Annotated in this window: 13 protein-coding genes and 1 pseudogene; 5 read left to right on the top strand and 9 right to left on the bottom strand. The window is 66.9% G+C overall.

Going from position 1 to position 21,385, the window contains the following annotated elements; all coding sequences use genetic code 11:
- Nucleotides 1-57 precede the first annotated feature (57 nt).
- The 3 genes from IPM45_17905 to IPM45_17895 all read left to right on the top strand — a co-directional run bounded on the left by IPM45_17905 (nucleotide 58) and on the right by IPM45_17895 (nucleotide 3,825).
- Nucleotides 58-306 carry a hypothetical protein gene (locus IPM45_17905; GenBank protein ID MBK9181395.1) on the top strand — a complete coding sequence of 83 codons (249 nt, stop codon included), beginning with the start codon at nucleotides 58-60 and terminating at the stop codon, nucleotides 304-306.
- Nucleotides 252-653: a hypothetical protein gene (locus IPM45_17900; GenBank protein MBK9181394.1), complete on the top strand. Its 402-nt coding sequence runs from the start codon at nucleotides 252-254 to the stop codon at nucleotides 651-653. Before IPM45_17905 ends, IPM45_17900 begins: the two co-directional genes overlap by 55 nt.
- A gap of 1,072 nt (nucleotides 654-1,725) precedes the next feature.
- Nucleotides 1,726-3,825 carry a DUF262 domain-containing protein gene (locus IPM45_17895; protein MBK9181393.1) on the top strand — a complete coding sequence of 700 codons (2,100 nt, stop codon included), beginning with the start codon at nucleotides 1,726-1,728 and terminating at the stop codon, nucleotides 3,823-3,825.
- Between the two features lie 14 nt (nucleotides 3,826-3,839).
- Here IPM45_17895 and IPM45_17890 read toward each other — a convergent pair whose 3' ends face one another.
- The 5 genes from IPM45_17890 to IPM45_17870 all read right to left on the bottom strand — a co-directional run bounded on the left by IPM45_17890 (nucleotide 3,840) and on the right by IPM45_17870 (nucleotide 12,540).
- Nucleotides 3,840-7,343 carry a putative DNA binding domain-containing protein gene (locus IPM45_17890; GenBank protein MBK9181392.1) on the bottom strand — a complete coding sequence of 1,168 codons (3,504 nt, stop codon included), beginning with the start codon at nucleotides 7,341-7,343 and terminating at the stop codon, nucleotides 3,840-3,842.
- Entirely contained in the window at nucleotides 7,340-8,512 is a 1,173-nt protein-coding gene (locus tag IPM45_17885) for a Fic family protein (GenBank protein MBK9181391.1), read from the bottom strand. Before IPM45_17885 ends, IPM45_17890 begins: the two co-directional genes overlap by 4 nt.
- A gap of 85 nt (nucleotides 8,513-8,597) precedes the next feature.
- Nucleotides 8,598-9,113, bottom strand: a complete 516-nt coding sequence (locus IPM45_17880) for a plasmid pRiA4b ORF-3 family protein (protein MBK9181390.1) — start codon at nucleotides 9,111-9,113, stop codon at nucleotides 8,598-8,600.
- 32 nt (nucleotides 9,114-9,145) lie between these two features.
- On the bottom strand, nucleotides 9,146-10,372 hold the full coding sequence (locus tag IPM45_17875; protein MBK9181389.1) for a restriction endonuclease subunit S: 1,227 nt from the start codon (nucleotides 10,370-10,372) through the stop codon (nucleotides 9,146-9,148).
- 98 nt (nucleotides 10,373-10,470) lie between these two features.
- The gene (locus IPM45_17870; protein ID MBK9181388.1) at nucleotides 10,471-12,540 is read right to left on the bottom strand and encodes an SAM-dependent DNA methyltransferase; all 2,070 of its coding nucleotides are present in this window, start codon (nucleotides 12,538-12,540) and stop codon (nucleotides 10,471-10,473) included.
- Nucleotides 12,541-12,628: 88 nt separating this feature from the next.
- Between IPM45_17870 and IPM45_17865 the strand changes: the two genes are divergently transcribed.
- Nucleotides 12,629-16,738, top strand: a complete 4,110-nt coding sequence (locus IPM45_17865) for a helix-turn-helix domain-containing protein (protein ID MBK9181387.1) — start codon at nucleotides 12,629-12,631, stop codon at nucleotides 16,736-16,738.
- Nucleotides 16,739-16,822: 84 nt separating this feature from the next.
- Here the strand turns inward: IPM45_17865 and IPM45_17860 are convergent.
- The 4 genes and pseudogenes from IPM45_17860 to IPM45_17845 form a co-directional block, all read right to left on the bottom strand.
- Nucleotides 16,823-17,955 (bottom strand): annotated as a pseudogene (locus tag IPM45_17860) (IS3 family transposase).
- 174 nt (nucleotides 17,956-18,129) lie between these two features.
- Nucleotides 18,130-19,593: a recombinase family protein gene (locus tag IPM45_17855; protein MBK9181386.1), complete on the bottom strand. Its 1,464-nt coding sequence runs from the start codon at nucleotides 19,591-19,593 to the stop codon at nucleotides 18,130-18,132.
- An 82-nt stretch (nucleotides 19,594-19,675) separates the two neighbouring features.
- Complete coding sequence (locus tag IPM45_17850; GenBank protein ID MBK9181385.1) at nucleotides 19,676-20,512, bottom strand: Fpg/Nei family DNA glycosylase; 837 nt, start codon at nucleotides 20,510-20,512, stop codon at nucleotides 19,676-19,678.
- Between the two features lie 6 nt (nucleotides 20,513-20,518).
- The gene (locus IPM45_17845) at nucleotides 20,519-20,947 is read right to left on the bottom strand and encodes an SCP2 sterol-binding domain-containing protein (protein ID MBK9181384.1); all 429 of its coding nucleotides are present in this window, start codon (nucleotides 20,945-20,947) and stop codon (nucleotides 20,519-20,521) included.
- A 136-nt stretch (nucleotides 20,948-21,083) separates the two neighbouring features.
- Between IPM45_17845 and IPM45_17840 the strand changes: the two genes are divergently transcribed.
- A complete protein-coding gene (locus IPM45_17840) occupies nucleotides 21,084-21,380 on the top strand; it encodes an isoamylase early set domain-containing protein (GenBank protein ID MBK9181383.1) in 297 nt (98 codons plus the stop codon).
- Nucleotides 21,381-21,385 lie beyond the last annotated feature (5 nt).

Here is a 21,385-nt window from a genome sequence, read left to right as displayed (position 1 = left end):
CGCCAAGTCGCACGACACCGGAGCGGTGTCGGCGGCCCTCCACCCCGGGGGGTCGTCGTGTCCGTGCAGAACGGGGTCGAGAACCCCGGGGTGCTCCGCCGGCGCCACCCCGCGGTGGTGGCCGCCGTCGTCTACTCGGGCTGCGAGCGCGTCGACCCGGTCGCCGTGGTGCACCGCTCCAACGGCTTCCTCGTGCTCGACGACGCCCGCGGGCCGGCGTGCTGCGGGAGCACGGCGTTCCCTGCCACGTGGTGCCCGACGTGCGGGTGGCCATGTGGCAGAAGCTCATGGGGAACGTCACCGTGAACTCGCTGTGCGCCGTGACCGGGCTGCCCGTGGGCGCCATCCTCGACGGTGACGAGCTCGACGGCGTGGCCCTGGCGCTGCTGCACGACGTGGCCGCCGTGGGCGCCGCGGTCGGGGTCGAGCTCGAGCCCGGTCTGGCCGAGCGGGTGCTGGCCGGCATCAAGTCCCTCCCCGGTGACGCCACGCCGTCGACCCTCCAGGATCGCCGGGCGGGTCGGCCCCTCGAGGTCGATGCCCTCACCGGGGTGGTGGTGCGCCTGGCCGACGAGCACGGGCTGGCCGTGCCCACGGTGCGCACCCTCGACGCCCTGCTCCGCGCCGTCGACCCTGGCCGCCGTCGCCCGTGAGGGCGCGGGCGCGGGGGTGGTGCGCCAGGGGCGGCTCCGCCTACTTGAGGAACCTCGACGTCGTATTGTCGGCGAGTTCGTTCGACGGGTATTCACCGTCGCGCTGAGCGGCTCCGCTCGAACGGTACCACTGGGCGCACTCCTGGCCGTCGGACGCGTCGAGGTTCGGGGTCGGGTGAACTGCGCCCTCAGTGTCCGCGTCGACCGGCTGTGACTGGCGACGCCGGTCCCTGGCTCGGCTCGAGGATCGTCAGGACCCGCTGGGCGATGTCGGTGCGACCAGCGACCGCCCGGAGCTCGGCCACGAGCTTCGGATCGAGCACGGTCCCGGAACGGAGTCCGACGATCGTCGGGCCCTCGGTGGACCTCTGGGCTTGCGTCGAGTCCGGCGACGTTCCAGCGCTCGGTGCTGCCGGGCCCGTTGACGACTCGTCAGTGGAGGCACGGTCCAGGTGCCCTGCGGAGCGGGCGGATGTCGAGTCGGCGCGCATGTCTCTGTACGCACCCCGCTCTGCCGCCACCTGCGACAGGTCGTGACACCACGGCACCTCGTCGGCCGCCGGCAGGACGCCCGGTCGCGAGAGGACCGGCCGCCATGCGTGTGGCCGACTCGCTCGACGGCGCTGGACGCGCACCAACCGAATCGTTCATCGGGAGCAGAATCGGGCAGCACTCACAGATAATCACCGGGGCGGTGTGCACGGTTCTCGGGAGTCAGCAGCGGTAGCCGCGCTCGGCTCGTTCTCGCTGGGGCCGGACGGTAGGGCTCGCGGCCGAAGAACTCGCCTCCGGTGACGGCGACTGGGTGAGGACCGGCCATGCGGCGCGATCCAAGTCGAGCGGAGGGGCTTGTCGGGCCGGGCTTGACGAACCGAGGAGCCCCGCTGGGCGTCCTTTGCCAGCGGTCGGGAGCAACTCCGGGAGCAACTCCGGGAGTAGGTCCAGGAGTACGAGTGGCAGAGGGACCGGCGCCGGATGGCGCAGGCCGCTGTCGGACCAAGGGCGATCATGGTCGCGAATGATCCACCCGTCGGGCGGCCGTCGACGCGAGCGCGTGCGAGAATGGCCTTCCGTGAAAGCTGTCGACTCCCACCTGCTCACGCTCCTCAAGAAGAGCAACCAGTTCGTCGTGCCCATCTACCAGCGCGTCTACTCCTGGACGGAGACAGAGTGCGCACAGCTCTGGTCGGACATCCTCCGCGCTGGCAGCAACGACAAGCTCGGCGCCCACTTCACCGGCTCGATCGTGTACGTCGCGAAGGACCAAGGAACCAACACCTCTGCAGAGCCAGACCTGATCATCGATGGGCAGCAGCGCGTCACCACCGTGACGCTGTTGCTGGCGGCGCTCGCTGAGCGGTTGGAACAACTTCCCGAGAATGAGCGAGAGCCGATCGACGGCTTCTCGCCGAAGAAGATCCGCAATCGATATCTGCTCAACGACGATGAGGACGGCGAGCGGCAGTTCAAGCTGATCCTCTCTCAGGAGGACCGAGCGACACTCATCTCGATCGTTCAAGCGGTGCCGCCTCCCGCGGGGGCGTCCACGCGTGTGACAGCGAACTTCGAGTTCCTTCGCAACAAGCTCAACGATCCGTCGCTCGATCTATCAGTCGTCTGCCGCGGGCTGGACAAGCTCGTGGTCGTCGATGTAACGCTCACCAGGAACGTCGATAACCCGCAACTGGTGTTCGAAGCGATGAACTCGACGGGTCGCAAGCTGTCGCAAGCCGACCTCATCCGCAACTACGTCCTGATGGACTTGCCACCGAAGCAACAGGAGAAGCTCTACAACGCGTACTGGCGCCCGATGGAGCTGGAGTTCAGCGGTGCTGGCGAAGGTCAGTTCGACGAGTTCGTCCGCCACTTCCTGACCATCAAGACGGGCGAGATTCCGCGCCTCGACGACATCTACGACGCCTTTAAGGCATTCACGGCGGTCTTCACTGCAGAACAAGAGACCGTCGAGGGTCTCGTCGCCGAACTGCGCGAGTTCGCCCGCCGGTACGCCGCGATGGCCTTGGGCAAGGAGAACGACGACAAGCTCGCGCCAGCCTTCAAGGACCTTGACCAGATCAAGGCGGACGTCGTGTACCCCTTCCTCCTTGAGGCCTACACCGACTACGAGTTGAGCACCATCGACCGCGACGAGTTGCTCGAGATCGTGCGCATCGTGACGTCCTACGTGTTCCGTCGTGCCGTCTGCCGGATCCCGACCAACTCCCTCAACAAGACCTTTGCCGGGCTCGGAACTTCGCTCCGGAAGGACCGATACGTCGACAGCGTCGTCGCGAGCTTCCTTGGGATGAAGAGCTACCGAGCGTTTCCGACCGACGCAGAGTTCAAGGCCGCACTGGTCTCGACCGACTTGTACAACTTCCGAAGGCGGTCCTACTTCCTGCGGAAGCTGGAGAACCTCGGGCGCAAGGAGCCGGTCACAATCGAGGAGTACACCATCGAGCACATTCTCCCGCAGAACGAGCACCTGTCTCGCGAGTGGCAGGCAGCCCTGGGGGATGATTGGCAAACGGTGCAGCAGACTTACCTCCACACGTTGGGCAACCTGACGCTGACGGGCTACAACTCGGAGTACTCGGACCACCCGTTCACCAAGAAGAGGGACATGGAGGGTGGGTTCAAGCACAGCCCGCTTCGGCTTAACAAGGGCCTCGGCCAGCTCGACACCTGGAACGCGACCGAGATCCAGGCTCGTGCTGAGCGGCTTGCTGACGACGCGCTGAAGATCTGGACACGCCCGCAGCTACCCGACGAGGTGATAGCCGAGTTTCAGGTTCCACGTGAGCCCGGCGGATTCACCATCGAGGACCACCCCTATCTCCTGCCGCCGCAACGCAGGGCGCTGTTCGAGCGGTTGAGCAGTGAGATCCTCGCCCTCGATCCGGCCATCACGCGGCACTTCCTGAAGTTGTATGTGGCGTTCAAAGCCGAGACGAACTTCGTAGATGTGGTACCCCAGAAGGCCCGCATGCGGCTGACCCTGAACATCCCAATCGAGTCACTCCGAGACGAACGTTCGCTTGCGTGGGACGTGAGCGGCAAGGGCCACTGGGGCAACGGCACAACGGAAGTGGCGTTGTCAGAGGAGTCCGACTTCACCTACATCGTGGGCCTCGTTCGCCAGGCTTACGAGTACCAGATGGGCGGCGACTGACAGTCGGACGAGCATCACCAGCGGCTGGCGATGTACTTCTCGATCTCGGCTTCGTCGTCGATGGCCCTCGTGCCGTTGTTCATGCGGACGTAGAACATCTGCTTCTTCTGGTGTTGGCCGTTCTTGTCGACGAGGGTGACGTCGGCGTGGACGGGGTGGCCGCTGGGCTTCACGTGGACGCGGCAGAGGTTGTGGCCGTCGACGGTGTGGATCTGCGTGGTCACGTTCGTCGCAGCGGCGGCGCCGACGGCGTTGAGCACCGACTGGGTCAGTGCGAGCTGAAACAGGTCGGCGTCGTCCTTGTCGTCCTTGCGGAGCGTGGCGTAGTCGGACTCGAGGCCGAGCACCGCGCCATTGTCGGCGACACCCACGAGCAGGGTGCCTCCCTCGCGGCTGTTGAGGAACGCCGCGATCGTCTTGAGCGCCGCAGTCTCGACGGCCTTCGACGTGGTCGCCTGCTTGAGGTCCCAGCGGAACGTCGACTTGTACTCGAGGTGCGCGTCTTCGCCTCGGGCGAGCAGTTCGCCGATCGGGCAGTGCTCTTGATGGGCGACCTTGGCTCGGCCGTAGATGAGCGGGAGGTACGCGGCGATCACGTCGGAGCGGAAGTCGGGGTTGTCGAGGATCCGGTAGGTCAGGTCCTGGCTCTCGTTGAGCCGTTGGACGACGGCGTCGTCGAAGCGCTGCTCGAACGCGATCCGGAAGTTGTCGACGCTGTTCGCCGCGGCCTGCTGCTGGAGGGTGATGTCGTTGACGAGCGACGCGGCGATGCCCTCGAAGTGGAGGCGGTCGGCTTCGGTGAGCTTCAGCCCGTAGCGGTCGTTGAGCGTGGCGATGATGTGCGACAGCAGTTCCTCCGCCGCCTGGGCTCGGGCACCGGTGGGGTTGAAGATGGTCTGGATCTCACCGGTGTCGCTGGTGAGCGCGACGGAGCCTTCGAAGGTGAGCTCGTGGCGGAGGTGGGTGAGCTCGATCTCGCTGCCAAGGTCGAGGGTGGTCCCGGGGTCGCGGCGAATGAACGCGGCGAGCGCCCGGCAGAACGTGTAGTCACGCTCCAGCTTGGTGTCGCCGAAGCTGACGAGCTGGGCGAGGAACGAATAGGTACGCACGAACCGGTCGAGCGCTTCCCGGAAGCCGTCCTGATCGTCGTCGTCGAGATCGAGGAACCGGTCGATCGCCGGCTGCAGTGCAGCGTGGATGCGGGCGTGGTCCGACGCCTTGGCCATGGTGAGCAGCAAGCCGGTGACGCGTTCGATCTCGTCGACGAAGAGCACGCCGAACGGGTCGAGCGCGGCACGGGTGTCGTAGAGCAGGTTGGGGTCTGTGGGCGGAGCGACAGTCCGCCCGAACCACGGCTCGAACGCATCGCGGATGGCATCGGCGTCGTTGCGGAAGTCGAGCACGAACGTGGCGTCTTTGCCGTCGCAGGTGCGGTTCAGCCGTGACAGGGTCTGCACGGCGGCGAGGCCGGTGAGGGCTTTGTCGACGTACATCGCGTAGAGCAGGGGCTGGTCGAAGCCGGTCTGGTACTTCTCGGCGACGACGAGCACCTGGCCTTCGTCGTTGAACTTCTGTGCGGTCTGGGTGTCGGGGAAGCCGTTCATCTTGGCTTCGGTGAGGTCGACGCCGTCGTCGTTGACGGTGCCGGAGAACGCGACGAACACGGTGACGTCGCCGTAGCCGTGGGTGGCGAGGTACTTGTCGAGCGCCCGCTTGTACCGCACGGCGTGGAGACGGGAGGCGGTGACGACCATCGCCTTGGCGCGGCCGCCGATCTTGTGGGCGATGTGGCCGCGGAAGTGCTCGACGATGATCTCGGCCTTCTGCGCCAGGTTGTGCTCGTGCAGGTTCACGAACCGGGCGATCGCCCGCCGGGCCGCGGGAGCTTCGTACTTGGGGTCGTCGGAGACGGCCTTCTCGATGCGCCAGTAGGTGTCGTAGGTGACGTAGTTGGCGAGCACGTCGAGGATGAACCCTTCCTCGATCGCCTGGCGCATCGAGTACAGGTGGAACGGCTCGAACCGGTTGGTCGCCGGGTTCTTCGTGCCGAACAGCTCGAGGGTCTTGGCCTTCGGTGTCGCGGTGAACGCGAAGAAGCTCAGGTTGGCCGGCATCCCGCGAGCGGCGACAGCCTTTGCGAGGGCTTCCTCGACCGGGTCTTCCGGGGTGGCGATGAGGCCCATGTCCTCGGCCTCGGCGACGGTCAGCTCCTGTTCCTCGGTCGCGCCGAGCGCGAGCCGCAGATCCTTCGCCGCTTCGCCGGTCTGGGAGGAATGGGCTTCGTCGACGATCACGGCGTAGCGGCGCTGGCCGAGTTCGGCGACCTTGTCGAGAATGAACGGGAACTTCTGCAGCGTGGTGATCACGATCCGCGACTGCTGCCCGGCGAGCGCGTCGGCAAGCTGACCGGAGTCCGCATCGATCTTCGCGACGACGCCGTGGGCGTGCTCGAACTGGTAGATCGTCTCCTGCAACTGCCGGTCGAGGACCACGCGGTCGGTGATCACGATCACCTTGTCGAACACCTTCGTGTCAGTCGTGTCGTGCAGCGACGACAACCGGTGCGCGAGCCATGCGATCGTGTTCGACTTCCCCGACCCCGCCGAGTGCTGCACCAGATACTTCTGCCCGGCGCCGTGAGTGCGGGCGTGCGACTCGAGCGCGAGCACAGCGTCCCACTGGTGCAGACGCGGGAAGATCACCAACGGCGCTACCTTCGAACCCTTGGCCGGCTGCTCGACGTGCACGAAGCGGGCGAGCAGGTCGAGCCAGGTGTCGCGCTGCCAGACCCGCTCCCACAGGTACGCGGTGCGGTGACCGTTCGGGTTCGCCGGGTTCCCTGCCCCGCCGGCCTCGCCGAGGTTGAACGGTAGGAACCGCGTCGACTCACCGGCGAGCCGGGTGGTCATCGCCACGCGCTCGGTGTCGACCGCGAAGTGCACCAACGCCCGCCGCGACAACGCCGGCGACGTCGGATCGCGGTCGGTGCGGTACTGGGCGATCGCATCCTCGACGCTCTGCCCGGTGAGCGCGTTCTTCAGTTCCGCCGTCGCGACCAGCAGCCCGTTCACGAACAGCCCGAGGTCGATCGTCTTCGTCGAGCCAGCCTGGTAGGCGAGCTGGCGGGTGACGTTCAACCGGTTCGCCCCGTACAGCCGCACCAGAACCGCGGTGAGGCCGTGCGCCGGACGGAAGTAGGCGAGGCGGATCGTCACGCCGTGATCCACCACTCCGTGACGGAGCACATCGAGCGTGCCCCGCTTGTCGATCTCCGCTGCCAGCCGGGCGACGAACTTCGTCTGAGCGCCCGGGAGGCCACCGTGGAGCTGCTTGAGCCGCTCCCACGCTTCGGCCTGGGTGGCGCCGATGAACTCGAACAGGTCCTCGGTGTCGATCCCGGTCACCGGGTCGAACGCCGGCGGCCGTGCCTGGCCCGGGCCCTTGAGGTGGTCGTAGCCGCCGTGCTCCACCAGCCACGTCGCCACGTACTCCTCGAACGCTGCCTCGTTCGGCTTCACTGCGTGACCTCCTCGGGCAACGACGTGGGCGGACGGTCCTCGGAGGTGAACAGATCGAGGAACGGCGAGTACCGGTAGATGCGGTTGCGCTTGTGACCGGTGGTCTCCTCGATGATCCGCATCGCCACCAGCTTGTCGAGCAGCCCACCGATCGTCGTCGGGGTGCCGCCAACCTGCTCGACCGCGTACTTCACCGTCACCACCGGATGCTCCACCAACAGATCGAGCAACGGCACCGCGTAGCGGCCGAGGCTCTCCGCGGCCACCGCTCGCAGCTGGCGGTCGCGCAGGTCGGCGATCGATCCGGCCACCCGCACGGCGTCGTTCGCAGCGACAGCGACACCGGTGAGGAAGAACCGCAACCAGCCCTCCCAATCGCCCTTGGCGCGGGTGGCGCTCAACCGGTCGTAGTACTCGGTGCGGTTCTGCTTCAAGAACAAGCTGAGGTAGAGCAGCGGCCGGGTCAGCACCCGCCGCTCGACCAGCACCAGCGTGATCAGCAGACGGCCGACCCGGCCGTTGCCGTCGAGGAACGGGTGGATCGTCTCGAACTGGGCGTGCGCCAACCCCGCCGTCACCAACGGCGGCTGCGAGTCGTCGTTCAAGAAGCGCTCCAACGCAGCGAACGATCCGCTTACCTCGTCCGGCGGAGGCGGCACGAACGACGCGTTCTGCAACGTGCACCCGGCCGGGCCGATCCAGTTCTGGGTCCGCCGGAACGTCCCCGGCGACCGCTCCTGACCCCGCACCCCCGTCAGCAGCTCCTCGTGCACCCTGCGGATCAGGCGGCCAGACAACGGCAACGACCCCAGCAGGTCGAGCCCGGTGTTCATCGCTCGCACGTAGTTCACGGTCTCGGTGATGTCCGCCGGCTGCGACGCCCCCGGCGCCGCCACCTCGAACGTCAACACGTCATCCAGGCTCGACTGTGTCCCCTCGATCTGCGAGCTGAGCACCGCCTCGCGCCGCACGTACATCGCGACGAACAGGTCTGGGTTCGGCAGACTCCGCGCGAGGCCGTCCAGTCGCCCGAGCGCCAGATCCGCCTCCGACAACGCCCGCAACAGATCAGCGTCCCAACGCAGTGGCGGATCCGGCGGCAATGACTTCGGCACGAACGCCCGATAACCCGTCACCTGCTTCTCCCACCGGCCCGCCCGCGTGCTCACGACAGCCTCGCTCCAGCGCGTTGGAACAAGCGGCCCCGGGTGGGCTCTTTATTCCAGATGTGGCCCATCGTCTGGATTAGATGCCTCATCGTCCGCGGAGCCTTCGGTTCGCTGCGACGAGGTCGAAGATCTCTGGATCGAACCCGTCGGGCGCCCACTCGACCAGCTCGTCGTGCTCGGGATCTCTGGGGTCGGCGAGCGCAGCGAGGAGCCGCTCGTAGCCCGGGATGCCCCCGCAGTCCTCCGGTGGGCATGCTCGGGCGCCGTCGAGACACACCGGGTATCGCTTGCCCTCGATTGGTGACTCGATCGCCTCGACCACGACGTCGTGCTCCCAACCGTCACCGAAGTCGTAGTCCCACCGCAGCGACGCACCGACTCGCGGCAACACATGCTTCACCGTCGCTGCCTTCTCGTTGATCACGTAGTCGGCGTCCTCGTCCGGCCCGCCGAACAAGATCCCGCCCACGTCGAACATGTGCAGGTGGTGGCCCTCCCAGCCCATCACCCGCTCCAACGCCTGGTTCAGCTTCGGCAACGGCGTCTCCGACCGCACCACCAACCGCCGCCACACCGGCGGTTCGACGTCGCGCAACGTCACCCGCAGCACGTGCACCGTTGGCCCGAACGGAATCACGACGCCTCCGCGGTGATCTCCCGGGCAACGTCGAGGTGGCCCGTCACCGCTGCCTTGATGAGCGTCCGCTTGCGTTCCTGCAGTAGCCCGACGTGCTGCTCGATCGCATCCACGGTCTCATCGATGGCACGGAGCTGACGCCAAGTGCGCTCGACGATCTCATCTTGCTCGTCGATAGGCGGCAACGGAATTCGAAGCGCTTCGATGTCGGGCATGTAGATCGTCTTGTGCGTCGAACCCATGGCCAATCGTCCGAGTAGGTCGCGGCGCATGGCACGAAGACACAGCAAGAGGTAGCGGGGTCGAAGCAGGGGTCCGCACGTCCAGGTTGCGAAGTCCTGGCTCGTCGTCATCTCCTTGCCCATGATCGCCGAGTAACCAGCCGAGGCAGCGGTTCGACAGAGCACCACGGTCCCCTTCGGACGCAAGGTTGCGGAAGAGTTGGCCAGGCCGAGGTCACTGATCATCTCCCTGGTCTCTGTGATCTCCTCGATGCGGTCCGAGCGCATCTGAGCGACCTCCCCTGTCGTGACCCATGGGATCGTGCAATCGACCCACCACTCCGGATGATCTCGACTTGGTGTATGGCCGCTGCCAAGGGTCGCGACCGAACCGACCTTCACCTGCGCCCAGTGGCTCGGGAGTGGTCCGGTCCAGTGGATTGACGATGCCTTCTTGTTCGCCAAACCGGCGCCGGTTACCTCGAGAAGCGTGACTGCGAGCCGCCGTTCGTCGAGCAGCTCACGCAGTCTCTGTTTCTGTTCGATCAGCTGGGCCAGCTGTCGAGTTTGGGAATCGAGCCAACCGCTGATGGCCTGCTGTTCCGGCACGGGTGGCCACGCGAATCGGTGAGCTCTCAGCTTCTCTGCGGTCAGGTGCATGAAGGTGCTCTGGTTCCCTTCAGCCTCGAAGACGCCGGCATCGGCCGCTGCTCGGAGGGCGTAGAGAAAGAACCGAGGCTCCACCGAACGGGTCCTGCGGAGCCGGTGCAGCGCCTTCTGGTAAGTGCAGCCAGGGATCTCACCGTTCCATATTGCAGCGCGCCCGACCTCGCCTCCTTCGCACACCAGCAAGTCGCCAGGAACAAGCTCGTACTCTGCGCACTCGCGCTCAGTGAAAGTCATCTCTGCGACATCAGACAGCTCGAACTCGTCCCAACGGACGTTCGCGTTCCTGAGGTACGGCCGAACCTCCGTCCCGTCAGCGCGTCGAGCATCGACCATCTTGCCGAGCTGGACCACGAACCTGGAACGCACGGGTTCGACGGACCAATGCGAGGGGATCGCACCGACCCACCAGATTCCAGAGTCCCTCAAGCGCGTCACTCGGTCACCTCGCGAAGCAGGCGTTGGATCTCTGCCTCCAGGGCCTTCAGCTCAGCGTCGATCTCGACGAGCGGTCGGGGCGGCACGTACTTGTAGAAGTGGCGTGTGAGCGGAACTTCGTACGCAATCTTGGTCTTGGTGTGGTCGACCCAGGCGTCCGGGACGTAAGGGTGCACCTCGGCGGCCACAAAGTTGTCGATGGCGGTGCGGTACTCGATCGACTCAAGTCGGCCGGCCACATCGGCCTCGAACACCACCGCTAGGGCGGGGAGCGGAACGTTCTCGCCGTCGCGCTGGTCGGGGTCGGGTTCAGGGTTTCCCTTCTTGTCGGTGACGGCTGGGGCCTCGGGGTCGGTGACTGCGAGCGCTGCCCACACGGCCTTCGCCTGTGGCGCCGAGAGACCGAACGGCTTCAGCGCGGGATCGATCGTCTTGACGGCCGTCTTGCGGTCGGTGCTCGACCACCCGTGCAGCGCCCGCAATGCGTCGATCAACTTGGTGCGGTCCTCCTCGCTGAGCTTGGACAGGGGCTTCGCGGTGTCGATGGCTGCGAGGGTGTCGTCGCTGACCTCCCAGCGCAGTCGGAGCGGGCGTTCGACGGTGATGCGCATGAACCCGAACGACTCGTTCGGGAGGATCTTCACCCGGTCGCCTTCGGTGAAGTCGCCGTAGAGGCGGGTGATCTCGGCGATCTGGTCGGGTGAGATCTCCTTGCGCTTCTCGCCGAGGCTCTTGCGCATCTTCACGAACAGCTCGCGGGCGTCGACGAGTTGCACCTTGCCGCGCCGTTCGGGGCTCTTGCGGTTGGTGACGATCCAGAAGTAGGTGGAGATGCCGGTGTTGTAGAAGAGCTGATCGGGGAGAGCGACGACGGCTTCGAGGCAGTCGTTTTCGATGATCCAGCGGCGGATCTCCGACTCGCCCGAGCCGGCGGCGCCGGTGAACAGCGGGGAACCGTTGAACACGATCGCCAGGCGGGAGCCACCCTGATCGACCGGCTTCATCTTCGAGATCATGTGCTGCAGGAACAGAAAGCTGCCGTCGTTGATCCGTGGCAGGCCGGCACCGAAACGCCCCGCGAACCCGGCCTTGGTGTGCTCGGTGCGCACGGCGTCTTCGACCTTCTTCCACTCGACCCCGAACGGTGGGTTGGCGAGCAGGTAGTCGAAGTGGGCGCCCTTGTGCCCGTCCTCGCTGAAGGAGTTGCCGTGAGCGATGTGGGAGGCGTCCTGCCCCTTCAGCATCATGTCCGACCGGCAGATCGCATACGTCTCGGCATTCAGCTCCTGGCCGAACACCTCAAGGCGGGCGGCCGAGTGGGTGGAGCGCAGGTAGTCCTCGGCGACCGACAGCATCCCACCTGTCCCGCAGGCCGGGTCGAACAGCGTCTTCACGACGCCGGGCTTGGCGAGCAAGTCGTCGTCCTCGATGAACAGCAGCCGCACCATCAGCTGGATCACCTCGCGCGGCGTGAAGTGCTCGCCAGCGGTCTCGTTCGAGAGCTCCGAGAAGCGGCGGATCAGCTCCTCGTAGAGGTAGCCCATCTCGATGTTCGACACGACCTCGGGGTGCAGGTCGATCTCGGCGAACTTCGACACCACCATGTACAGCAGCTTCGAGTTGTCGAGCCGGGTGATTTGGACGTCGAAGTCGAACTTGTCGATGACGTCCCGAGCGCCGGTCGAGAACCCGGCGATGTAGCCACGCAGGTTGCCGGCCACGTTGCCCGGGTCGTCGAGCAGCCGGCGGAAGTCGAGCTTCGAGGTGTTGAAGAACGGCTGCCCGGCCGCCGCCCGCAGGATCGCCTCACGGTCGCCGTGCTTGGCGTGCTCGGCGAGCACCTTCGCCTTGGTCGGCTCCAGCACGCAGTCGAGGCGGCGAAGCACGACCAACGGCAGGATCACCTTGCCGTACTCGGACTGCTTGTAGTCCCCCCGCAGCAGATCAGCGACCGACCAGATGAACGCCGCGTGGTTCTTGATCGTGGCTTCCGACACGGCGCTCCCCAAGTCCCGTCTGCTGGAATACCCAGCGCTTTGGCGCCAGCCTATTCCAGTCGAGGGCATCACGCTGGACTTTGATCCTGAGGGTCGCGGCCGAGAAGTTCGCACGCATTCGATGCGTGCGACGCATTGAATGTGTATGGTAGGCGACATGGACTTCGGACAGGCCGTGAAGGCGGGGCGAGAGGCACGCGGCTGGGATCAGGGGGATCTCGCGCGGCTGCTCGGCAGCGTGACTCAACAGACCGTCAGCCGATGGGAGCGCGGAGTGTCCCGTCCGCGTCGCGAAGTCGTCGTTCAGCTCGCCGAGCTACTCGAACTCGAGCCGCTTCGCCTGTTGGCTGCGGCCGGATACGGACCCCTCTCGGACACACAGACGGGCGTCCGCCGGCCCGTGCGGCCTCGCGCCACGCTGCTTCCGGTCGCCGAGCTGAGCCCTGATCGGTTCGAAGAACTGGTGGCCGACCTGGCGCGTCGGCTGTTCCCGAACGCAAACGTTGCCCGATTCGGCGGACAGGGCCACACGCAGTACGGCTTCGATGTGGTCGCTGATGCCAACGGGGTGTTCTTGGCCGGTTTCCAGTGCAAGCGGCACCGTCACTTTGGCCCAGAGAAGGTTCGACAGGCCGTCGATGCCGCGAGTCTCGATGTCAGGCGACGCTTCATCGTGCTGACGAGGGTCGCGAGCCCGGACAGCCGTATCGAGATGGCGAAGCACGCGGGCTGGACGCTGTGGGACGTCGAGGACATTTCCCGAGAGGTGCGTGGACTGCCTCTTGATCAAGCCGTGCGAATCATCGACACCTACTTCCCGGGATGGCGCAGTGACTTTCTCGGCGTCGCGGAACCGGGCCCCTGGCTCGCGCCGGAGGACTACTTCCGGCCCCTTGGTCACGGGGCCATCTATTCGCATGAGTGGAGCCTCGTTGGGCGTGCCGGCGAGCTGACGGGCGTAGCGGGATTTCTGGCCGGCACGGACCGTGTTGGGTGTGTGGTCGGCCGGGGCGGCATTGGCAAGACCCGCCTCCTTCGGGAAGTGGCTGTGCACAGCGAAACGCAGGGATTCGAGGTGCGCTTCCTCACGGTCGGCGCCGAGGTGAGGGCGGAGCATTTCGAATTGCTCCCCAGTTCCGGCAGGCTGGTCGTGGTCGTCGACGATGCTCACGACCGTTCCGACACCGGCGGCCTCTTGCGAGGGATCCTTCTGAGGAACCCGGATGCCCACGTGTTGCTTGCGCTCAGGCCCTACGGGCTCGGCATGCTTGCAGGAGATCTGCGCCAGGTGGGACTCCATCCCGCAGAGGTGCCGCGGTGGGAACTTGACGACCTAGGACCAGATGACGCCGATGCCCTCGCGCGACAGGCGCTCGGACCCGCCGCTCCGGAGCAGTTGGTTCGCCGGCTCGCTCACCTCACTTCCGACTGTCCGCTCATCACGGTGGTGGCTGGCGTACTGATCCAGCGCGGGCAGCTCGATGCAAGCTGCCTCGATCACGAGGATTCGGTACGCGAAGAGGTGCTGCGCGCCTTCCGAGATGTGCTCGTTGCAGATCCCGTCGGAGCGGACTCAGCGATGCGTCGTGCCGTTTTGGACGCCGTGTCAGTCCTTCAACCGTTTCGATCCGATGACCCAGCCTTTCAGAACGTCCTGGCGGCCCTGGTTTCGGCGCCCTACGACCGGATGATCTCGCATCTTCGGGGGCTCGAAGACGCAGGCGTGCTCTTGAGACGGGGCAGCTCCCTGCGCGTTGTGCCGGACCTGCTCGGCGATGTCGTGCTCTCCGAGGCCTGCTTCGATGAGCGGAGCGGCGTATCCACTGGCTACATCGAACGGGCGGCAGAGGTGGCTGATGCCGGGGCGCGCCAGAACATCTTCGTGAACGCTGCGCGGATCGACTGGAAGATCCGACACGACCGCCCTGGCGCCCCGAGCTTGACTGACACTCTCTGGCTAGCGATGTCGGCGGAATTCGATGCCGCTGGCATCCTCGGGCGTCGGCATCTGGTCGAGTTCGTTCGTCGGATCGCTCACTTTGCACCTCGCGAGACTTTGGCTCTTGTTACGCGGGCCATCGAGGCACCGACGGACAGGGTCGAGGAGGTCAGCGAACTTGAGGCAGCGTTCTTGCGCCTCCACCCACCCTCGTATCGAGACGTGCTTCGAGAGTTGCCACCGCTGTTGCGCGGCGTTGGCTACCACCTCGAGTACCTGCCCGAGGCGCTTGCTCTCCTGTGGGAGCTGGCCGCGCAGGATGATCGGCCGACGAATCAGTACCCGAACCATCCGCTCCGCGTTCTAAGGGAGCTTGCGGAACTGGAACTCGGCAAACCCCTGGCCTTCAACCATGCCGTCATCGACGCCGCCTCGAACTGGCTCGCTGGGGACCGCAAACCCGGATTCCCTTCGGCGTTCGAAGTCCTCGAACCAATGCTCGCTACCGAAGGTAGCGAGGACATCGCTCGCGGGTACACCCTGACCTTCAGACCCTTCGTCTTGACTCCGTCATCGGTGTCCTCCCTCCGGGAACGCATCCTTGATCTCGCTTTCCGAGCGCTCGCCTCGTCGGATACCGCTATGGCAGTGCGAGCAGTCGAGACGATCGGGCATGCGCTGCGGTATCCACATGGACTGTTCGGACGCGAAGTCGACCAGAACGAGCGCGACGCATGGACCCCCGAGTTCGTCCGAACCCTCGGCCGGCTGGCCGACGCCGTGGCCGATCCGAGTATCGATCCAGTCGTTGCGATCGCGATCCGGAGGGCCCTGCGCTGGCACGCGCATTACAGCCCCACAGCGACTCGGGCCGCCGCAACGCGGGTCTACCAGGAACTCCCAGACAGGCCGGCGGATCAGCTAGCCGTCGTCCTGTTCGACGGCTGGGGAGAGCTGACCGATGACGATTCCGGTGACTACGAGAAGGCGCGACTCGAGCGTGAGGTCCGCACCCGCGATCTGGCAACGAAGCTCGCCTTAGGTAGCACCGATTCAGAGATCGTGCGCGCACTACGGGAGCGGCTACTCGCTCAACGCGCCCTCGGCCAGTCGAGCGGCAACGCAGGTCCCTTCGTGTGGGCACTAGTCACCGAACGTGCGTCGATCGGGGTTGCCATCGCTGAGGACGTGCTAGCGGACCCGTCTTCCCCTCTGTCTGACATCCTGGCGGTTTCTCTAGCCGCGCTCGCCGACGCTGAGCCTCTCAGCGCCGTTGACATCCTTGAGAAGCTGACCCGATCGAGCCATGTCGAACATCGACGACATGTCGCGCAAGCGCTCGGCTGGAACCGAGGCCTTCGCTCGACGTTGCTGCGCGGTGAGATCGAGATCCTTCAGGGCCTGGTCGCTGATCCGGACGAGTACGCACGCACGAGCGCCGTGCGAGCAGCGCAGCGGCTGGCGCAGAATCACCCGGATGCGTCCATCCGGCTTCTCAACCGTGTGTCGTTTGCCGACTCGGCGCACGTCGCCGACGAGGTCTTCCAGATTCTTGGCCCACACGGCGACCTCCGAGCCGACCAAGTTCCAGCGGCCGTCATCGATCGTCTGCTCGCCGAACTTGAGGCATGCCCCTCGATCGAGGGCTACTGGGTCGAAGCCTTCCTTGCCGACATCTCGGCGAACCGTCCGACAGATGTCGTCGGCCTTCTCCAGCGCCGCGTCATGGGTTGGGAATCGACCGACGAGGCAACGGACTACCGGCCCCTTCCTTTCACTTGGAACCATGAGCTACGCGTACGTGACACAGCCGACCTGCTCTCGACTCTGCGGAACATCCGGGATTGGATCGCCGAGGGAGCTGAGTCGTGGAAGCGACAGCACGCTGGCCCCGATCTCTTTGCCGCGGTAGCTGGTCGCTTCGACGCAGATGCGCTGAGAGTCATCGAGGAAGCTGTGGCATCTGGCGACAACGCACAGCTCACGGCCGCAGCCTCGATCCTCCGCGAGGTGCCACGGTCTCTGGTCTTCGAGAATGTGGATTACGTGCAACGGCTGCTTGCCCTCGCGAATCAGGCTGGCGACGAGCACGTACAACGCATCGGCGGAGCGTTGTCGGCTGCGGTCTCAAGCGGTACGCGCATGGGGATCCCCGGACAGCCGTTCGCCGAAGACGTCGAGCAGCGGGATCGAGCGCGAGAGATCGCTGAGAACCTTCCAATCGGGTCGGTGGCCCAACGCCTGTACCTCTCGCTGCAGGCATCGGCCGAGCACAGCATCAAGTGGCACGCCGACCGCGACGAGCTGATGGACGGCCGTGACTGGTAGGGGGGGGAGCGTCCCTGCAATGGGGTCGGACCGAGCGAGCTCCGGGTGGCGTTGCTGAGGGGTCCCCGTTGAGTGGTCCAGGCGCTATGCGAGTGCTGGTTGGTGTCGGGTGGTCCAGGCCTCGGCGAACTCGCTGGGTGTGAGGTCGCCGTGGGCGCTGTGGGGTCGGTTGATGTTGTAGTCGATGCGCCAGTCCTCGATGAGCACCTGGGCTTCGAGGAGGTTGTCGAACTGCCAGCCGTTGAGGAACTCGTCGCGGAGCCGGCCGTTGAACGATTCGATCCAGGCGTTCTGCCAGGGCGAGCCGGGGTCGATGAAGATCGACCCGACCCGGTTGAACCGGCACCAGTCCGCGACGGCGATGGCGATGAACTCGGGACCGTTGTCGAAGCGCACGAACGCGGGGAACCCGCGCTGCAGGGCGATCCGGTCGAGGGTCGCGACGACGCGGTCGGCGTCGATGGAGCGGTCCACGACGATGGCGGGGCACTCGCGGGTGTACTCGTCGACGATGTTCAACAGCTTCAGGGTGCGGCCGTCGACGGTGGTGTCGAACTGGAAGTCGAGCGCCCACAGGGCGTTCGGGGCGATGGGGCACATGGCGCCGACGGCGGTGCCGATCCCGCGGTGGGGCTTCTTGCGCTTGCGGTAGGGCACCCTGAGTCCTTCCTCGCGCCACAGGCGCTGGATCCGCTTGTTGTTGACCTTGCGGCCTTCCCGGCGGGCAGCCTTGGCGGCCCGGCGCCACCCCACCGTGGCCGCTCCTTGGAGAAGGCGCGAAGGAAGGCGCGCAGCTCGACCTCGTCGTCGCTCGGTATCGGCGGGTCGAGCCGCTGGGTGGACCGGTGCTGACCGACGACTCGGCACGCTCGACGTTCGGGGACCCCGAACCGTTCCTGCAGCATCACCACGGCTGCACGTCGACGATTCGGGGTCAGAAGTTTCCCTCGGCCAGCTCCTTGAGCATCGACTTGTCGAGCTCGGCCTCGGCGAGGAGCTTCTTCAGCCGGGCGTTCTCGCCCTCGAGCTCCTTCAAGGCGCTTCGCATCGCTCGCCTTCATGCCGCCGTACTGCGCGACCCACCGGTGCCAGGTCGAATCGGCGATCTGCAGATGCCGGCAGACCTCGTCGAGCTCGGTCCCGCCGGCGAGGAGCTTGTTGCCCTCGGCGAGCTTGCGGATGATCTGGTCGGGCGTGTGCCGCCGACGCTTGGTCATGGGTGCTGTCCTCCTGCCCCATCTTGGGGCAACGGACTCGCACAACACCCGGACCACTACAGGGGGGTCACTTCATTGCAGCACCAGCGTTGCAGTCACGCGCGGTTTCGGCTCTGCCACCGTGCGCCGTTGAGGTGGTGGCGAGGGCTCTACGGCTTGGGGCGGTTTGTCGCCTCATGAACCGCTGGGGTCGACGGGCACCGGTTGGACCCGGCTGGGGTCGAAGTAGCGGCCTCGCTTGCCCTTCCGGATGACGACGTGCTCGACGAACAGGGCGATGAGAGCGCGTTGCTGATCGAGGTCGAGTTGATCCCAGCTGTCGGCCGTCACGCCCTCGAAAGCCGTGCCGTCGAGGCTGGGGTCGACGGTGAACTGGTCGAGCCGTCGCCTCGCGAGCAGCAGGCGAGCGTGGATCGGGTCCTGCGCAGCAAGGAACTGCGTCCTGTTGATCCGTTGCGCGCCGTAGTCCGCCGCAAGATCGGCGAGGAACTGTTCGTCGCTCTCGATCGAGGCGATCAACTGGTGGGCGTCGCCGCCGGCGCGACGAGCTCGTGCTATGGCGATGTCGGTGTGTTCGAGCGCGGCGAGCACGTAGTCGATGACGATCTGCTCGACGTAGTCGGCCTTCACCGTGTTCGAGCCGCAACCGTGGCGGTTCGCCTTGTCGCACGCGATCGTCCGACGAGGCGGACGTTGCCCCGGCCTGAGCTGCTTGTCCATGCGCTCGCTGACGGCGGCCATTACCGATCCGCATTCGGCACAACGGCACATCCCCGCGAGGAGGTTGACTTTCGGCCGGCGACCGATGGGAGCATGGGCGAGCCGGGAACGCACCTGCTCCCAGGTCGCCCGGTCGAGGATCGGCTCCCAGTTCGCCTCGCCCACCACCTCGCCTTTCGACTCGCGCAGCCCCGTGATCCGCCCCGACCTGAGGACCATGCCCAGCGAGCCTGGTCGCCACTTCTTGCCGTGCGCCGATGGGATGCCGCGCTCGTTGAAGTCGACGACGATCGAGGCGAGTGACTGGCCAGCCAGCACACGCGCTGCGGCCTCACGGAGCACATCCGCCTCCTCCGACACGACCTCGATCCGGCCCTGTCCTACTCGCCGGTACCCGTAGGAGCGGCCCCCGCCGTGGGCGTTACCTCGCTCTGCGTTCTGGTGGTGCTTGGCACTGACGCGTTCACCGATCCGAGCGGACTCGTGCTCGGCCGCCGCGCCGAGGACCTGCGCGGTGAATCGCCCGCTCGCCGTGTTCAGGTCGACATGACCGGCAGCGACGGTCCGGATCTCAACGCCGGCGGAAGCGACCACCTTGGTCAGCTCGACCAGGTCGGCGAGCCGTCGGTACAGCCGGTCAGGGTGGTAGGCGACGATCACGTCGATCTCGCGCCGGCGGACGAGATCGAGCAGGCGCTCGTACTCAGGACGGCACGCACCGCTGTAGGCGCTCAGGTCGTTGTCGACGAGCACCTCGTCGACGCTCCAACCCTCCACCTCCGCCAGATGGCGGCAACTGTCGATCTGCCGGCCGACGCCAGCCGCCTCGCCGACCTTGTCCAACGAGATCCGGGCGTAGATCGCCGCACGCCCGAACAGCGTGCCTGTCCCTGTGCGGACGTTCGACTGTCGCCTCACCACCATCTGCTGCGCTCGCTCCTCGGGTGCTCGGGACTCCCTTCTGAAGTCCCACCTGTGGGAGCTGCTCAGCGCGACGTGATTACCTCAGAAATTTCGAGGTGGTGTTGTCGGCCAGCACCCGGCCTGCGGTCTGGCACGTCGGGCAGTACGCCACGGTGTAGGAGCGGTACTCCACCGAGCGGATCGTGTCGTGGCCCAGCGGGCAGGACTCTCCCCCCCGGTGGTGGACGCCACCGGGCCGGTCGGCCGATGCGCTCATCTCGCTGAGGCTGCGCTCGTAGGTGAGCCCCTCCTCCACGGCCGACGCGATGGCCGCGACCAGCCGCTCGGCGTCGTCGGGGCCGAGCCTGGCCGTCGGGGCGAACGGCGACAGGCGTGCCCGCCAGCACACCTCGTTGGCCAGGCGGCGCCCCAGCCCGGCGAGGATCCGCTGGTCGCGCAGCCAGCCGTGCAGGCGCATGGGGTGGGCGCGGAGCAGCCCCAGCAGCTCGTCGGGGCCGACGGCGTCGGCCTCGGGGCCGAGCCCGTCGAGGGGCGGTTGGCCCGACGGATCGCCGGCGAGCACCCACACCCCGGCCCGGTGCTCGGTGCCGGCCTCGGTGAGGAGGAGGGCCCGGCCGTCGGCGAACGTCCAGCGGGCCAGCCCGCCCCGCGGTCGGCGGGACCGGCCGGGGTCGGGGCGGAGACGCCCGCCCTGCATGAGGTGCACGAGGAAGGTCAGGTCGTCGAAGGCGAGCAGCAGGTGCTTCCCCCGCCGGGTCACCCGGTCGAGGGGGCGCCCGACGGCGGCCGAGGGAGGCGGGACCGCCGTCTTGAGTGCCGTGATCGACAGCGGGGTGAAGGCCGCCAGCACCGCCCCGGCGTCGGCGTCGGTGAGGCGCTCGGCGTGGGCCTGCAGCTCCGGCAGCTCGGGCACGGGTGCTCAGGCGGCGCCGGGCGCGCCGGCGCGCTCGTCGGGCCGGGGGAAGGTGGTGCGGGCCCGCACCCCCGCGAGGGCCTCGTCGATGTCGGCGAGGATCTCCGGGGCGGCCAGGATCCGCTTCAGGTCGCCGCCGACGCGGAGCCGGCCGGAGAGCACGGCCATGGTCGCCCCGAGCCGGCCCGAGGCCACGCCGACGGCGGTGTCGTGGTCCTCGGAGAACCACACGTCGGCCGACGGGGCCGGACCGGCGTGCAGCCTGGCCCCCAGGTCCCCGATCTCGAGGTGCCACACGCGGTCGCCGTCGGGCCCTCCGGTGACGGTGTGCTGGATGACCAGGCGATCGCCGGGCCCGAGCCCCCGGGGCCGCGGCGCCGCGGCCAGCGCCTCGTCCACGTCGGCCAGCCACGCATCGGTGAGGAACGGCGCCACGTGGCCAGGCTACGGTTCGTGGCGCCGTTCCGAGAGCCCCGGTGGGTGCACCCGGCCGCGACGGCCGGCCGGGTGCCTCACCCGCGGGCGGGGCCTGACCTATCCTCGGCACGGCACGGCGCCCGGGAGGCGATCCATGATCGAACGGCAGCGGGAGGGCGACGTCGTGCGGGTGACGTTCGCCCTGCCGGCCGACGAGGTCCACGAGCAGGTCTTCGTCGTCGGGGACTTCAACGGCTGGGATCGTGGCTCGCACCCGCTCGCGCCCGACGAGCACGGGCGGGTGTCGGTGTCGGTCGCGCTGGCCCCCGATCGGGAGTGGGCCTTCCGGTACTGCACCGCCGGCGGCACCTGGTTCAACGACCCGGGTGCCGACACCTACGAGCCCAACGAGTACGGCGGTTTCAACGGGGTCGTGTCGACCGGGTCCTGAGGGGC

The sequence above is a fragment of the Acidimicrobiales bacterium genome (genome assembly GCA_016716005.1).
GTDB lineage: Bacteria > Actinomycetota > Acidimicrobiia > Acidimicrobiales > JADJXE01 > JADJXE01.
The sequence above is the reverse complement of the archived record's forward strand: the minus strand, read 5'-3'. Positions and strand labels throughout refer to the sequence as shown.

What these genes read in the sequence shown, in the direction of transcription:
- IPM45_17875 (MBK9181389.1), bottom strand. Translation starts at nt 10,372, where the DNA reads ATGGTCGATGCTCGACGCGCTGACGGGACGGAGGTTCGGCCGTACCTC.
- IPM45_17870 (MBK9181388.1), bottom strand. Translation starts at nt 12,540, where the DNA reads ATGCCCTCGACTGGAATAGGCTGGCGCCAAAGCGCTGGGTATTCCAGC.
- IPM45_17865 (MBK9181387.1), top strand. Translation starts at nt 12,629, where the DNA reads ATGGACTTCGGACAGGCCGTGAAGGCGGGGCGAGAGGCACGCGGCTGG.
- IPM45_17840 (MBK9181383.1), top strand. Translation starts at nt 21,084, where the DNA reads ATGATCGAACGGCAGCGGGAGGGCGACGTCGTGCGGGTGACGTTCGCC.